The 15,485-nt window shown below is 46.3% G+C and carries 13 protein-coding genes; 12 read left to right on the forward strand and 1 reads right to left on the reverse strand.

Annotated elements, in window-relative coordinates; genetic code table 11:
- The first annotated feature begins 5 nt into the window (after positions 1-5).
- From polX to uvrC, 9 genes are all read left to right on the forward strand, one after another.
- Positions 6-1,712 (forward strand): DNA polymerase/3'-5' exonuclease PolX, encoded by a 1,707-nt coding sequence (gene polX, locus RIN81_RS09510; protein WP_309089590.1) that lies wholly within the window; start codon positions 6-8, stop codon positions 1,710-1,712.
- Between the two features lie 22 nt (positions 1,713-1,734).
- Positions 1,735-4,089, forward strand: a complete 2,355-nt coding sequence (locus RIN81_RS09515) for an endonuclease MutS2 (protein WP_309089592.1) — start codon at positions 1,735-1,737, stop codon at positions 4,087-4,089.
- 14 nt (positions 4,090-4,103) lie between these two features.
- Complete coding sequence (locus RIN81_RS09520; RefSeq protein ID WP_251269626.1) at positions 4,104-4,511, forward strand: DUF350 domain-containing protein; 408 nt, start codon at positions 4,104-4,106, stop codon at positions 4,509-4,511.
- Positions 4,512-4,750: 239 nt separating this feature from the next.
- Entirely contained in the window at positions 4,751-6,430 is a 1,680-nt protein-coding gene (locus RIN81_RS09525; RefSeq protein ID WP_309089594.1) for a long-chain-fatty-acid--CoA ligase, read from the forward strand.
- 106 nt (positions 6,431-6,536) lie between these two features.
- Complete coding sequence (locus RIN81_RS09530) at positions 6,537-7,121, forward strand: fatty acid metabolism transcriptional regulator FadR (protein ID WP_309089596.1); 585 nt, start codon at positions 6,537-6,539, stop codon at positions 7,119-7,121.
- 26 nt (positions 7,122-7,147) lie between these two features.
- Entirely contained in the window at positions 7,148-7,921 is a 774-nt protein-coding gene (locus RIN81_RS09535) for an electron transfer flavoprotein subunit beta/FixA family protein (RefSeq protein ID WP_309089598.1), read from the forward strand.
- A 19-nt stretch (positions 7,922-7,940) separates the two neighbouring features.
- Entirely contained in the window at positions 7,941-8,921 is a 981-nt protein-coding gene (locus RIN81_RS09540) for an electron transfer flavoprotein subunit alpha/FixB family protein (RefSeq protein ID WP_309089600.1), read from the forward strand.
- Between the two features lie 96 nt (positions 8,922-9,017).
- Positions 9,018-9,332 (forward strand): thioredoxin, encoded by a 315-nt coding sequence (gene trxA, locus RIN81_RS09545; RefSeq protein ID WP_242233297.1) that lies wholly within the window; start codon positions 9,018-9,020, stop codon positions 9,330-9,332.
- Between the two features lie 155 nt (positions 9,333-9,487).
- The gene (gene uvrC, locus RIN81_RS09550) at positions 9,488-11,263 is read left to right on the forward strand and encodes an excinuclease ABC subunit UvrC (RefSeq protein ID WP_309089602.1); all 1,776 of its coding nucleotides are present in this window, start codon (positions 9,488-9,490) and stop codon (positions 11,261-11,263) included.
- A 17-nt stretch (positions 11,264-11,280) separates the two neighbouring features.
- On the opposite strand, the gene RIN81_RS09555 is transcribed toward uvrC, so the two are convergent.
- Positions 11,281-11,715: a YslB family protein gene (locus RIN81_RS09555; RefSeq protein ID WP_309089604.1), complete on the reverse strand. Its 435-nt coding sequence runs from the start codon at positions 11,713-11,715 to the stop codon at positions 11,281-11,283.
- A gap of 220 nt (positions 11,716-11,935) precedes the next feature.
- Between RIN81_RS09555 and RIN81_RS09560 the strand changes: the two genes are divergently transcribed.
- The 3 genes from RIN81_RS09560 (at position 11,936) to sdhB (ending at position 15,143) form a co-directional block, all read left to right on the forward strand.
- A complete protein-coding gene (locus tag RIN81_RS09560) occupies positions 11,936-12,544 on the forward strand; it encodes a succinate dehydrogenase cytochrome b558 subunit (RefSeq protein ID WP_309089606.1) in 609 nt (202 codons plus the stop codon).
- Between the two features lie 68 nt (positions 12,545-12,612).
- Entirely contained in the window at positions 12,613-14,376 is a 1,764-nt protein-coding gene (gene sdhA, locus RIN81_RS09565) for a succinate dehydrogenase flavoprotein subunit (RefSeq protein WP_242233301.1), read from the forward strand.
- Positions 14,376-15,143, forward strand: coding sequence for a succinate dehydrogenase iron-sulfur subunit (gene sdhB / locus RIN81_RS09570; protein ID WP_251269617.1), 768 nt, complete (start codon positions 14,376-14,378; stop codon positions 15,141-15,143). Before sdhA ends, sdhB begins: the two co-directional genes overlap by 1 nt.
- The last annotated feature ends 342 nt before the right edge of the window (positions 15,144-15,485 follow it).

Raw genomic sequence — 15,485 nt, forward strand, 5'->3', positions numbered from 1 at the left:
CCTGTATGGTAAATAAAAAAGATATCATTCGATTGCTTGAAAAAATCGCTGTTTATATGGAGCTGAAAGGGGACAATCCTTTTAAAATATCCGCGTTTCGAAAAGCGGCTGCGGCACTTGAGCATGATGACCGAAGTTTGTCGGAAATTGATGATGTAACGAAGCTGTCCGGTATCGGTAAAGGAACGGCTGCTGTGATTACCGAGTACATGGAAACAGGCAAATCTACTGTTCTGACCGAGCTCTCCAGCGAGGTGCCGGAAGGGCTTGTGGCACTGCTTGGACTGCCAGGGCTCGGCGGCAAAAAAATTGCCAAGCTGTACAAGGAACTGGGCATCACCAATATGACTGAGCTGAAAGCAGCTTGTGAAGAACATCGTGTCCAGCAGCTTGCCGGGTTTGGCGCTAAAACAGAAGAAAAGATTTTGGCGGCGGTAGCAAAAGCGGGAACGCAGCCTGAACGGCTGCCAATTATGTATGTTATGCCCGTTGCGGAAGGGATTGAAGCTTATCTCGACAGTTTTGAGGAAATCAGCCGCTTTTCACGTGCAGGCAGCTTGCGGCGCCTCCGCGAAACAGTCAAAGATCTTGACTTTATCGTTGCGACCGAACAGCCGGAACGGGTAAAAGAACATCTTTTAGCCATGCCGGACATTAAAGAAGTGATTGCTGCCGGGCCGACAAAGGTATCAGTGGTCATTGGAGGGGAATTTGATCTATCCATTGACTTCCGCATCGTCACACCGGACCAGTTTGCGAGTGCACTCCATCACTTTACCGGTTCTAAAGACCATAACGTGAAGATTCGTCAAATTGCAAAAGAACGGGATGAGAAAGTAAGCGAATACGGCATTGAGCAGCCGGACGGCAGCGTCAAGACATTCGACAGTGAAGCGTCGCTTTATCATCACCTTGGGCTGCCATACTTTCCGCCGGAAATACGCGAGGACGGAACAGAAACGGATAAATATAAAGAAGGCACATTAATCGAGCTGTCTGATATTAAAGGCGATCTGCATATGCACACTGCCTGGTCGGATGGGGCATTTTCCATTGAAGAAATGATTGAAGCATGCCGGGCACGCGGATATGAATACATGGCAATTACAGACCATTCCCAATATTTAAAAGTAGCAAATGGCTTGTCTGTTGACAGGCTGCTCCGACAAAACGAAGAAATTAAAGAGTGGAACGCTAAATACAGCGATATCGAAATCCTCTCTGGCATTGAAATGGATATTTTGCCTGATGGAACACTTGACTATGAGGACGACGTATTAAAACAGCTTGATTTTGTGATTGCATCGATTCATTCAAGCTTTTCACAGACGCAGGAGCAGATTATGGAGCGATTGAAAACAGCTCTGCACAATCCATACGTGAAACTGATTGCTCACCCGACCGGACGGATTATCGGCCGGCGCGACGGCTATTCAGTCGATATGGAAGAATTAATTCGTCTTGCGGCCCAAACGAACACAGCGCTTGAATTAAATGCAAATCCGCATCGGCTCGATTTGTCTGCTGAGCACTTAAGGGCGGCTCAGGAAGCCGGCGTGAAAATTATGATCAATACAGATGCCCATGCCATCGAGCATCTACAATTTATGGAAACTGGCGCGAGCGCTGGCCGAAAAGGGTGGCTGCGGCCGGAAACGGTCGTGAATACATGGCCAAAAGCGGAACTGATGTCATTTATCCGCCGCTTGTAGCTTTTAAAGGAGTCGAAACACGTTGAATAAAAAAGTGCTTGCCACACTTGAATTTGATAAAATTATTGCCAAACTGGCCGAACATGCTTCTTCCGAAGTCGGCCGTTCGTTTGCGGAAGAATTAAAGCCTTCACTGAACCCGGAAGAGGTACAGCAGTGGCTCGATGAAACAGAAGAAGCAGCCGCTGTGATTCGCATTAAAGGAAATGTCCCGCTTGACGGCATTTATGATATCCGTCCGCATGCCAAACGCGCGCAAATCGGCGGCGTACTCAGTGGTACAGAACTAGTGCGGATTGCCAGCACAATCGCTGCAAGCCGCCACATCCGTAATTTTATTGAAGATGTGCGTTCAGAAGGACAGGTGACCCTGCGTATTTTACCGGAAAAAACAGCCGTGATTCCGGTTTTAACAGACCTTGAACATAAAATTAAACATACAGTCGACGAAAATGGCCGCGTCCTTGATTCAGCAAGTGACAGCCTGCGGCATATTCGTCACGGCATGCGTTCGGCGGAATCGCGTATCCGGGCCAAGCTTGAAAGCCTGACACGCGGGCAAAGTGCACAAAAAATGCTGTCGGATGCCATTGTGACTATTCGAAACGACCGCTATGTTATTCCGGTAAAGCAGGAATACCGTTCCCACTATGGCGGTATCGTACATGACCAGTCGTCTTCTGGACAAACCCTGTTTATTGAACCGGCATCGGTTGTCAGCTTAAACAATGAACTGCGAGAGCTGACCGTAAAAGAGCAGTATGAAGTGGAAAAGATTCTGCAGGAGCTGACCGCCCAAACGGCTGAGCACGCACCGGGTCTTTTCACCATGACAAAGATGCTGTCTGAAATTGATTTTATTTTTACAAAAGGAAAGTTTGCCCGCTCGATGAATGCCACAAAGCCTCTTTTAAATGAGGAAGGCTACATTCATTATATTGGCGCGCGGCATCCGCTTTTGCCTGCGGATGAAGCGGTAGCAAGTGACATTGAGATCGGCCGCGAATATACCGCGATTGTGATCACGGGTCCGAATACCGGTGGTAAAACCGTTACGCTAAAGACAACGGGTCTTTCTGTGCTGATGGCGCAGTCCGGGTTGTTTATCCCTGCTAAAGACGGATCCGAAACAGCGGTTTTCCAATCCGTGTTTGCCGATATCGGTGACGAGCAGTCGATTGAACAAAACTTAAGTACCTTTTCTTCTCATATGGTTAATATCGCCGCCATGCTCAAAGAAATTGACCATGAAAGCCTTGTCCTATTCGATGAGCTTGGATCAGGAACGGACCCGCAGGAAGGATCCGCTCTGGCGATTTCGATTTTAGATGAAGTGATCAGCCGAGGGGCACGGGTAATCGCAACAACGCATTATCCAGAGCTAAAAGCCTACGGATATAACCGTGATAGAGTCATTAACGCAAGTGTGGAATTTAATGTGGAAACATTAAGCCCGACATACCGCTTGCTGATTGGCATTCCGGGACGAAGCAACGCATTTGAAATTTCGAAGCGGATTGGGCTTGATCCTGCGCTTATCGAAAATGCCCGGAATTTAATCAGCGCCGATTCGCACGAAGTGGATAATATGATTGCAGCGCTTGATGAGAGCCGCCGCAAAGCTGAACAGCATGAACAGGAAACACGTGCTTATTTGCGTGACACAGAAAAACTTCATCGTGACCTGCAAAAAGAAGTGATTGCTTATCACGAGCAGAAAGAAAAAATGGAAGAAAAAGCGCGTGCGGAAGCAGCCGAGATTGTAGAAAAAGCACGTGCAGAAGCAGAAGAAGTGATGAAAGAGCTTCGCGCACTTCGCCTGGCAGGCGGAGCGAATGTAAAAGAGCACGAGCTGATCGAAGCACGTAAAAGGCTGGAAGGCGCGGTGCCGGAACGCAAAACGAAAAAGCCGGCTATTGAACCAGCGAAACGCCAGTGGAAACCAGGCGATGAAGTCAAAGTGATCAGCTTCGGCCAAAAAGGCAGCATCATTGAAAAAGCCGCCGGCGATGAATGGATCGTTCAGATGGGGATCATCAAAATGAAGGTAGCCCAATCGGATATGGAATTCATTAAATCCGAGAAAAAGAAAGAACCAAAACCAATTGCGACGATCCGGGGCAAAGATTTTCACGTTTCCTCTGAACTGGATTTACGCGGTGAGCGATATGAAGATGCACTGAAGCGAGTGGAAAAGTACCTGGATGACGCGCTTTTAGCGGGGTATCATCAAGTGTCGATTATCCACGGAAAAGGAACGGGTGCGCTTATGAAAGGGGTACGCAGTTACCTGACAAAACACCGGATGGTCAAAAATATACGATTTGGCGGAGCGGGCGAAGGCGGACTGGGTGTCACAATCGCTGAGCTGAAATAAGAGGGGGCCGGGTTATGACAGGTTTTTGGGAAAACCAATATGTGCAGATGGCGGGCTATTACAGCATTGCAACCATCTGTATTATTATCTGCCTGGCTATATTTGAACTGGTCACATCCTATCGGAATTGGGAAGAAATTAAAAAAGGCAATATGGCAGTAGCCATGGCAACTGGAGGCAAAATCTTCGGTATTGCCAACGTTTTTCACCACTCTATTTTGCATAATGATTCTGTTTTAACCATGGCGGGGTGGGGCATTTTCGGCTTTATCCTGCTATTGGCCGGCTATTTTATGTTTGAGTTTCTGACGCCGAGTTTTAACGTAGACAAAGAAATCCAGCGTGATAACCGGGCTGTCGGCTTTATTTCATTTATCATTTCTGCAGGCCTCTCATACATGATTGGCGCTGCGCTTTTGTAAAGAAAAGAGGAGCACAAACATGGAAACATTAGCAAAGATCTTGATGGCCTGCTGTGCAGCTTTTTTGATTGTTGGCATCATTTATATGGTGATGAACTCATAAAATAAAAAAGAAATAAAACCGCTTATGGCGGAAAGAAAAAGCGGCTCAAGAGCTGCTTTTTCTTCTCTTGTAAAATGAATTTCTGTTCATTATACTGAAGGCAGCACCTATTCTTTTTGCAAAGGGGCAGATGAAGATGTCCGAAAAACCGTGGCTGATTCATTATCCGAAGGAAATTCCCGCTGCGCTCGATTACCCGAAGGAGCCGCTGTCATCGTTTCTAACGAAAGCCGCTGCGAAGTATCCCGACAAAACGGCTATTCATTTTCTCGGGAAAGAATTATCCTATAAAGAGCTTCATGAATCCGCACTAAAACTTGCCTCCTATTTAAAAAAACTCGGTATTCAAAAAGGCGATCGTATCGGTATTATGCTTCCCAATACGCCGCAGGCTATGATCAGCTTTTACGCTATTTTGTACACAGGGGCAGTTGTTGTCCAGTTCAATCCGCTTTACAAAGAACGGGAAATTGAGTATCAGTTAAAAGATTGTGGTGCCAAAGTGATGATTGTCCTCGATCTTCTTTATCCACGCGTTCAAAAAATCATTCACCATACAAACGTGCAGCACTTGATTGTAACCGCTATCAAAGACTATCTGCCCTTTCCAAAAAACGTCCTTTATCCCTTCATTCAAAAAAAGCAAACTGGCATCTCGGTAAGTATAGAAAACCGTTATAACAATCACTTTTTCACATCTATCATGGAAGAGATCGAAGCAAAAGAAGAAGCCATGGAAGTGGATATTGAAAACGATCTGGCTGTTTTGCAGTACACAGGAGGTACGACGGGCTTTCCAAAGGGTGTGGTCCTAACTCACCAAAATCTTGTGGCAAACGCTTCGATGTGCGGCGCATGGATGTACAAATACCGCCCTGGCGGGGAAGTGATTTTAGGCGTCATTCCTTTTTTCCATGTATACGGCATGACAACTGTGATGATTTTAGGCGTTATGCAAGGATATAAAATGGTACTGCTGCCGAAGTTTGATGTGAAAACAACCTTAAAAACGATTCATAAGCAAAAGCCGACTATTTTTCCGGGGGCACCGACGATTTACATTGGTCTGCTTAACGCTCCACGCTTACAAAAGTACGATTTATCTTCTATTGATTCATGTATCAGCGGTTCAGCGCCGCTGCCGATTGAGGTGCAGGAAAAGTTTGAGCGGGCCACAGGCGGAAAGCTTGTTGAAGGATATGGGTTAACAGAAACCTCTCCCGTTACCCACGCTAATTTTATTTGGGAAAAGCGTGTAAAAGGAAGTGTCGGCGTTCCATGGCCGGATACAGAAGCAGTGATTTTATCACTGCAAACCGGCAAGCCGGTGGATCAGCCGGGAGAACATGGAGAAATTGCTGTCCGCGGCCCGCAGGTGATGAAAGGATATTGGAACCGGCCGGAAGAAACGGAACAGTGTTTTCAAGACGGCTGGCTGTTAACGGGAGACATTGGCTATATGGATGAAGACGGCTTCTTTTATGTAGTCGATCGAAAAAAAGACATGATTATCGCAGGAGGATTTAATATATATCCGCGCGAAGTAGAAGAAGTACTGTATGAGCACGAAAACGTCCAAGAGGCCGTGGTGGTGGGTGTTCCGGATCCATATCGCGGTGAAACAGTCAAAGCTTTTATCGTCTTGAAAGAAGGACGGCATACAGCTGCAGAAGAGCTCGATAAATACTGCCGGGCACATTTAGCCGCTTTTAAAGTGCCCCGTATTTATGAATTCCGTGACGAGTTGCCGAAAACAGCTGTCGGTAAAATTTTACGCCGCGTGCTCATTGAAGAAGAAAAGCAAAAAACGGACTAAACAAGCTGAAGGGGCTGCCTGCTTGACGAAATCAAAGAATAAGAATAAGATAAATTCATGAATGAATGGTCATTCATTACTGATTTCACAGGAGGCGGCTTGCTTCATGCAGCGAAACAAACCAAAATACCATCAAATCATCGATGCCGCCGTTGTCGCTATTGCAGAGAACGGCTACCATCAAGCACAAGTATCGAAAATAGCCCGGCAGGCCGGTGTCGCGGATGGAACTATCTATTTATACTTTAAAAACAAAGAAGATATTTTAATTTCATTGTTCCAGGAAAAAATGGGGACATTTATCCAAAAAACAAGTGAAATTATTGAAACGAAGCAAACAGCAGCTGAGCAGCTGGAACTGCTTGTCCAAAACCACTTCGGGCTTCTTGCAGAAGACCCCCATCTGGCGGTTGTAACCCAGTTAGAACTGCGCCAGTCCAACAAGGAGCTGCGTTTGAAAATCAACGAAGTGTTAAAATCATACTTGCAGCTGATCGAACAAATTTTACAAAAGGGGGTCCAAAACGGCGAGTTCAACGCGGCCTTAAATATACGCCTGTCCCGGCAAATGGTATTCGGAACTCTCGATGAAATGGTCACTACCTGGGTGATGAATGATCAAAAGTATAGCCTGGCTGCTTCAGCGGAAGAAGTAACCAGGATGCTGTTAAATGGTTTTTCCGGCCGTTAATTGTCTGAACAGAAGGAGGAAATCAAATGAACTTATATGTTTTAATGAAAAGAACATTTGATACAGAAGAAAAAATCTTTATTTCAGACGGAAGTATTCAAGAAGACGGAGCCGAATTTATTATTAATCCATATGATGAATATGCAATTGAAGAAGCCATCAAAATCCGGGATGCGCATGGCGGAGAAGTAACCGTTATAACTGTCGGCACAGACGAAGCCCAAAAACAGCTTCGAACAGCTCTCGCCATGGGTGCAGACAAAGCCGTGCTTATCAATATAGAAGAAGAGGTCGAGGATGGGGATGCCTTTACCACAGCCCGGGTTTTGACCGAGTATTTAAAAAACAAAAAAGCAGATCTTATTTTGGCAGGAAACGTCACGATTGACGGAGGAAGCGGCCAGGTCGGACCACGTGTAGCAGAGAGTCTCGGCATAGTCTGCGTGTCGACCATTATAAAAATAGAAATAAACGGAAGAGAAGTTTTGATCACCCGGGATGTAGAAGGTGATACCGAAAAAGTAAAAACAACACTGCCGCTTCTTGTAACCTGTCAGCAGGGGTTAAACGAGCCCCGTTATCCTTCTTTGCCTGGCATTATGAAAGCGAAAAAAAAGCCGCTTGAAGAATGCGAGCTCGACGACCTTCAACTGGGGGAAGACGATGCAGCGCCCAAAACAAAAACCGTTGAAGTATTTATGCCGCCCCAAAAAACAACCGGACGCATTCTGCAGGGAGATTTAGCCGGACAGGTCAGTGAGCTGGTCACATTGCTCCGCTCTGAAGCACATGTCATTTGATTTCTAGGGAGGGGTTATTATGCCAAAGAAAATCATGGCAGTAGGGGAAATAAGAGAAGGACAGATCCGCCGCGTTTCTTTTGAAACCATTGCCGCTGCAAAAGCCGCTGCAGAGGGCGGGGAAGTGGTCGGTGTTCTGATTGGTAAAGAGGCCGGTGCTCTTGCTGAAGAAATGATTCAATATGGTGCAAACCGGGTGCGGACAGCAGAAGATGAAAAGCTCGGTCACTACACATCAGACGGATTTGCCAGCGCGATGATTGCGGCTGTTGAGCAGGAGCAGCCAGATGGCATTTTCTTCGGGCATACAGCGCTCGGCAAGGATTTAGCTCCCAAAATCGCTGCACAGCTGGATGCAGGGCTCGTTTCGGATGTGACGGCTCTCGAAGTAAGGAGCGGGGAGTTTGTATTTACAAGACCTATTTATGCGGGCAAGGCTTTTCAAAAAGTAACCGTTCCTGAAGGCCTTTTGCTGGCGGCCATCCGGCCGAATAACTTTGAGCCATGCCCAAGGGATCGGACGCGTTCCGGAGATGTTTCCCCTCTTTCTTTTCCGGTTAAAGATATCCGCGTTGTGATCGAGGAGGTCGTTCGAAAATCAGCAGGAAGTGTGGATCTTTCAGAAGCAAAAGTGATTGTAGCCGGCGGACGAGGGGTAAAAAGCGCGGAAGGCTTCCGGCCGCTGCAGGAGCTGGCAGATATTCTGGGCGGAGCGGTTGGTGCTTCAAGGGGAGCCTGTGATGCCGGCTATTGTGACTATTCTCTGCAAATTGGACAGACGGGCAAGGTGGTAACCCCTGATTTATACATTGCCTGTGGCATTTCCGGAGCCATTCAGCATTTGGCCGGAATGTCCAATTCAAAAGTGATTGTAGCGGTCAATAAAGACCCGGATGCAGAGATTTTTAAGGTGGCGGATTACGGAATTGTCGGTGACTTATTTGAGGTAGTCCCGATGCTGACGGAAGAGCTGAAAAAAATAAAGGCGGTGAGCCCCTGAGTTTGGGGCTCTTTTACTTAGGGTAAGCAAAATAATAGCTAACCCCAAAAAACGGTGATATACTTTCCGTACAGAAACTTTAGGAGGTATTTATACATGGCAATTGTAAAAGCGACTGATGCAAACTTCTCGACTGAAACAGGAAGCGGACTTGTTCTCGCGGATTTCTGGGCACCTTGGTGCGGACCGTGCAAAATGATTGCGCCTGTTCTTGAAGAATTAGATTCTGAAATGAGCGACAAAGTAAAAATCGTCAAAATTGACGTTGATGAAAACCAACAAACTGCTGGCGAGTACGGCGTAATGAGTATCCCGACACTGATCTTGTTCAAAGACGGCCAGCCGGTCGATAAAGTGATTGGATTCCAGCCAAAAGAAGCGCTTGAAGAACTAATCAACCGCAACGCGTAAAGAAAGAAAAGGCGTCCCGCATTGACGGGGCGTTTTTTTTACGTTATTTCCTTAAAAAGCTCCTTCGTTTTCCTGCCAGGCAGCCAGCCTTCCGGTAAAGAATGCTGCCTGGCTCGTCCGCCGTATGCTTTTTTATTATAAAAGGAGTGAAAAAGATGAATGAACTGATCCAGCATAAACTGGCTCTCCTGCCGGATGAATCTGGATGCTATTTAATGAAGGACCGGCACGGGACAGTGATTTATGTGGGAAAAGCAAAAGTGCTGAAGAACCGGGTCCGTTCCTATTTTACCGGCTCGCATGATGCGAAAACAACGAGACTGGTCAGTGAAATTGTAGACTTTGAATATATTATTACCTCTTCGGATCTTGAAGCACTTATTTTAGAGCTGAACTTAATTAAAAAATACGATCCAAAGTATAATATCATGCTTAAGGACGACAAAAGTTACCCGTTTATTAAGCTGACTGCAGAGCGGCATCCACGCCTCATTATCACGAGGAAGGTAAAAAAAGACAAAGGGAAGTACTTTGGCCCGTACCCGAATGCGTATGCTGCATCGGAAACAAAAAAGCTCCTGGACCGCTTGTATCCGCTTCGCAAATGCTCAACGCTGCCTGACCGCGTTTGTCTGTATTACCATATGGGGCAGTGTCTCGCTCCTTGTGTAAAAGAAGTTCCAGCTGATACGTATAAAGAAATGGCAGCGGAAATTACCCGCTTTTTAAATGGCGGCCATCAAGAAGTGAAAAAAGCCTTAACCGCAAAAATGGAAGAAGCAGCGGAAAAGCTTGAATTTGAACGCGCAAAAGAATATCGTGATCAAATTTCTCATATCGACACCCTGATGGAAAAGCAAAAAATCAACATGGCCGACCTTACGGATCGTGATGTTTTTGGCTATACAGTCGATAAAGGCTGGATGTGTGTGCAGGTGTTTTTTGTGCGTCAGGGACGCTTAATTGAACGGGATGTGTCCACTTTTCCTATTTATAGTGAGCCTGAAGAAGAATTTTTAACATTTCTTGGCCGCTTTTATGAGGCGCCGGAGCATTTTAAGCCGAAGGAGATTCTTCTTCCAGACGCTGTTGATGCAGATCTTGCCGGCCAGCTGATCGGTGTGCCGGTTACAAAGCCCCAGCGGGGCAAGAAAAAGGAATTGGTGGAGCTTGCAGGCAACAACGCAAAAGCGGCTTTAAAAGAAAAATTTGCGCTAATAGACCGGGACGAAGAAAGAACAATCAAAGCGGCTGAGCAGCTTGGCGAAGTCATGAATATTCATGTTCCCCGTCGAATTGAAGCATTTGATAACTCAAACATCCAGGGAACAGCTCCGGTATCCGCGATGATTGTTTTTATTGATGGGAAGCCCGAAAAAAAAGAATATCGAAAATATAAAATTAAAACCGTAAAAGGGCCTGATGATTACGGCTCTATGCGGGAAGTAGTGCGGCGCCGTTACACGCGTGTGCTGCGAGAAAGCCTGCCGCTGCCTGATTTAATTATTATCGATGGCGGAAAAGGGCAGATAGAAGCAGCGCGCGATGTATTGCTAGATGAGCTTGGGCTTGATATCCCGGTCGCCGGCCTCGCAAAAGACGAGCGTCACCGCACCTCTCAGCTTCTTTATGGAAGCCCGCTACAAATTGTGCCGCTTGCGCACAACAGCCAGGCATTTTATTTACTTCAGCGTATTCAGGATGAAGTGCACCGGTTTGCGATTACCTTCCATCGGCAAATCCGGGGCAAAGGTGCTTTCCAATCTATTTTAGATGACATAGAGGGCGTGGGGCCGCAGCGGAAAAGGCAGCTGTTGAAAGCATTTGGCTCTCTTAAAAAACTAAAAGAAGCCTCAAAAGAAGAAATCATGGCGGCTGGGATTCCAGCCAAAACAGCCGAAGCCGTTATGGCAGCCTTAAATGAAGAATAGACCGCTCAGCGAGCGGTCTATTCCCATTTTACCGTAATTTCGACATGCTTATTTTTCTTATGTAATTGACAAATTGCTTCAGCGTTCGACTCAAAACGGGCTGCTGCCTGTTCCGCAATAAAGCCGCTTTCAAGTGTAAAAGCAGGATTTGCCTGCACGGTAAACCGCCGTTCAACTAAACTTCCAGATAAGCGGTAGACCCATTCTTTTCTCGTTTCTTTTACAAGTTCAATTGTACCCCAGCCGGCTTCTTTGAAAAAAGCTGTCAATTCTTCTGTATTTGCACAAGGAAAGCGCCGCGCCAGCATTTTTCCGCCCCAATATAAGATTTCAGCCGCGTCATTTCCGAGCAGATCGCCAAGTAAAACATCCCGTATCAGTTCATAGCCAAAGACAGAAACGGACGCTTTTGGTGCTTCAACGAGTCCCTGTTCTTCGTTTTCAATAGTCAAAGTGAATTCCTCGCTTTCTCTCTCGTTATTATATACAATTGACCGTCTCAAAAAAAGCATATTCCGCATGAAAAGCCGGACAAAAATGTCCCCACCTTACCTTGACGCTCTTAATTTATGGGAGTAAAATGAATTTGTCACATCGTAAGATTACTAGATGAAGCAATGTGCGAATAAACAAAATATTTGTCGGATGCTTCAAATTTAAGGGGGGAAAATGGTGGCTGACAATCGAGAGTTTTTTTACCGCAGGCTGCACTCATTGCTCGGTGTCATTCCAGTCGGGCTTTTTATGACGCAGCATTTAGTCGTAAATCATTTTGCGACGAAAGGGGAAGAAGCGTTTAACCAGGCGGCAGGCTTTATGGGAAGTTTACCTTTTGTGCTTGTGCTTGAAACGTTAGTGATCTTCCTGCCACTTTTGTTCCACGCGATTTATGGGCTTTACATTGCGTTCACTGCGAAAAACAATCCTGGACGCTTTGGGTACTTCCGCAACTGGATGTTTGTGCTGCAGCGCTGGACAGGCGTGATTACACTGATCTTTGTTGCATGGCACGTATGGGAAACACGGGTTCAAGCTGCGCTTGGTGCAGAAGTGAATTTTCAGATGATGGAGAATATTTTAGATAATCCATTTATGCTCGTTTTTTACATAGTTGGAGTGCTTTCAGCAATTTTCCATTTTGCAAATGGTTTATGGTCGTTTTGCGTGAGCTGGGGAATCGCAGTATCGCCACGTTCACAACGCATTGTTACATACGCAACATTGCTTGTATTTTTAGCTTTATCGTATGTCGGATTAAGCGCTATCTTTGCGTTTGTATAAAACCCGGCAATGAATGGAGTTTTGTCAGATAGATAGAAGGCAGGACTGAAAAGGGAGTGGACCTCACAATGAGTAAAGGTAAAGTTATCGTAGTCGGCGGCGGTTTGGCCGGTTTGATGGCTACGATTAAAGCAGCAGAGTCAGGTACGCCTGTCGAGTTATTTTCGCTCGTTCCGGTAAAGCGTTCTCATTCCGTTTGTGCGCAGGGCGGCATTAATGGAGCAGTTAATACAAAAGGGGAAGGCGATTCTCCGTGGGTACATTTTGATGACACCATTTATGGAGGCGATTTCTTAGCGAATCAGCCGCCGGTAAAAGCGATGGCAGAAGCGGCACCGGGTATTATTCATTTGCTTGACCGTATGGGCGTTATGTTTAACCGGACACCAGAAGGTCTTCTTGATTTCCGCCGTTTCGGAGGCACACAGCATCACCGTACTGCTTTTGCAGGTGCCACTACAGGCCAGCAGCTGCTGTATGCGCTGGATGAGCAGGTGCGCCGCTTTGAAGTAGCAGGTCTTGTGACAAAATATGAAGGCTGGGAATTTCTCGGTGCCGTAGTTGATGACGAAGGAATTTGCCGCGGGATTGTTGGGCAAAACCTGGCAACGATGGAAATTCAATCGTTTCCAGCAGATGCGGTTATTATGGCAACAGGCGGCCCTGGTATTATCTTTGGTAAGTCTACAAACTCGATTATCAACACAGGCTCGGCTGCATCAATTGTGTATCAGCAGGGCGTTCATTACGCAAATGGCGAGTTCATTCAAATTCACCCAACAGCGATTCCAGGGGATGACAAACTTCGCCTAATGAGTGAATCGGCGCGTGGTGAGGGTGGACGTGTTTGGACATATAAAGATGGAAAGCCTTGGTACTTCCTCGAAGAGAAGTATCCGGCTTACGGAAACCTGGTACCGCGGGACATTGCAACACGTGAAATTTTTGACGTTTGTGTAAACCAAAAACTAGGTATCAATGGTGAAAACATGGTATATTTGGATCTGTCCCATAAAGATCCACACGAACTAGACATCAAGCTGGGCGGAATTATTGAAATCTATGAAAAGTTCATGGGTGATGATCCGCGTAAAGTACCGATGAAAATCTTCCCTGCTGTTCATTACTCTATGGGCGGACTATGGGTTGATTATGACCAGCAGACCAATATTCCAGGTCTTTTTGCAGCTGGTGAGTGTGACTATTCACAGCACGGTGCAAACCGTCTTGGGGCGAATTCTCTCCTTTCCGCTATTTATGGCGGTATGGTAGCAGGACCAAACGCAGTACGGTACATTAACGGACTAGAGAAAAGTGCCGAGGCCGTTTCTTCGTCTGTTTTCGACAATCATGTGAAGCAGGAGCAGGCAAAATGGAACGATGTCATGTCCTTAAACAAAGGATCTGAAAATGCCTATGTTCTTCACAAGGAATTGGGCGAATGGATGACTGCTAATGTGACCGTTGTTCGATATAATGATAAGTTGCAGCAGACAGACGATAAAATTGTTGAGTTGATGGAACGCTATAAAAACATCGACATTAACGATACAGCCAAGTGGAGCAATCAGGGTGCGATGTTTACCCGCCAGTTGAAAAACATGCTTCATTTAGCACGCGTCATGACGATTGGTGCTTTGAACCGGAACGAAAGCCGCGGAGCACACTACAAGCCGGACTTCCCGGACCGTAATGACGAAGAATTTATGAAAACAACGATGGCCACGTTCACAGGTGAAAACACGGCGCCTTCTTTCCATTACGAAGACATCGATGTATCGCTCATTCCGCCTCGTAAACGGGACTACTCGAAGAAGAAGGAGGAGAAATAATGAGTGAGCAAAAAACAGTTCGATTTCTCATCACACGTCAAGATGCCGCTGATTCTACTCCGTATGAGGAAGAGTTCGAAATACCCTACCGTCCGAATATGAACGTGATTTCCGCCCTAATGGAAATCCGTCGTAATCCGGTAAATAAAAAAGGTGAAAAAACAACACCGATTACCTGGGACATGAACTGTCTTGAGGAAGTATGCGGTGCCTGCTCTATGAATATCAATGGCAAGCCGCGCCAGTCTTGTACAGCTCTCGTTGACCAATTGGAACAGCCGATTCGCCTGGCTCCAATGAATACGTTCCCAGTTGTACGTGACCTCCAGGTAGACCGCAGCCGTATGTTTGATTCATTGAAGCGTGTTAAAGCGTGGGTGCCAATTGATGGAACCTACGATTTAGGACCTGGACCGCGTATGCCGGAACGGAAGCGCCAATGGGCATATGAACTGTCTAAATGTATGACATGCGGTGTATGCTTGGAAGCTTGTCCGAATGTAAACAGCAAATCAAACTTTATCGGTCCGCAGCCATTATCGCAGGTTCGTTTGTTTAATGCGCACCCAACAGGTGCCATGAACCGTGATGAGCGCCTCGAAACGATTATGGGAGACGGAGGACTTGCCAACTGCGGTAACTCACAAAACTGTGTTCAGTCCTGCCCGAAAGGCATTCCGTTAACGACATCGATCGCTGCGTTAAACCGTGAAGCTACATTCCAGTCGTTCCGTAATTTCTTCGGAAGCGACCACGCAGTAGATTAATAGAAAACCTCCAGCTTATGCTGGAGGTTTTTTTGTATGGAAAGATACCATGACCGTTGTCGGTGAATGAAAGCAGCTGCGTATGTGAGGCTTTGAAAGAATGGGCATGTCTTCGTCATACAGCCGTGTTTATATGTTCTGGAAAAGGTCTCGTTTGCTTTTTGCGGGCGGGCGGCTCTAAAAAAACAATCGTAGACCTCATTACAGCTGTAAAAGCTGATTTATAAGTGACTATAGGGAAAGGTGTTCTATCGTAATGAACTAAAATGTAAGTTTAAACAGCTTCCCTTGTCACTTTCCCGGTGGTTTTTATGGCGAAAAAGTAACGTGACGATGCCCTTG

The sequence above is a fragment of the Domibacillus sp. genome (genome assembly GCF_031181085.1).
Taxonomy (GTDB): domain Bacteria; phylum Bacillota; class Bacilli; order Bacillales; family Domibacillaceae; genus Domibacillus.

Excerpts from the sequence above, each read along its gene's own strand:
- uvrC (WP_309089602.1), top strand. The coding sequence starts at position 9,488 with ATGAATGAACTGATCCAGCATAAACTGGCTCTCCTGCCGGATGAATCT.
- sdhA (WP_242233301.1), top strand. The coding sequence starts at position 12,613 with ATGAGTAAAGGTAAAGTTATCGTAGTCGGCGGCGGTTTGGCCGGTTTG.
- RIN81_RS09530 (WP_309089596.1), top strand. The coding sequence starts at position 6,537 with ATGCAGCGAAACAAACCAAAATACCATCAAATCATCGATGCCGCCGTT.
- sdhB (WP_251269617.1), top strand. The coding sequence starts at position 14,376 with ATGAGTGAGCAAAAAACAGTTCGATTTCTCATCACACGTCAAGATGCC.
- RIN81_RS09535 (WP_309089598.1), top strand. The coding sequence starts at position 7,148 with ATGAACTTATATGTTTTAATGAAAAGAACATTTGATACAGAAGAAAAA.
- RIN81_RS09525 (WP_309089594.1), top strand. The coding sequence starts at position 4,751 with ATGTCCGAAAAACCGTGGCTGATTCATTATCCGAAGGAAATTCCCGCT.
- RIN81_RS09540 (WP_309089600.1), top strand. The coding sequence starts at position 7,941 with ATGCCAAAGAAAATCATGGCAGTAGGGGAAATAAGAGAAGGACAGATC.
- RIN81_RS09520 (WP_251269626.1), top strand. The coding sequence starts at position 4,104 with ATGACAGGTTTTTGGGAAAACCAATATGTGCAGATGGCGGGCTATTAC.
- polX (WP_309089590.1), top strand. The coding sequence starts at position 6 with ATGGTAAATAAAAAAGATATCATTCGATTGCTTGAAAAAATCGCTGTT.
- trxA (WP_242233297.1), top strand. The coding sequence starts at position 9,018 with ATGGCAATTGTAAAAGCGACTGATGCAAACTTCTCGACTGAAACAGGA.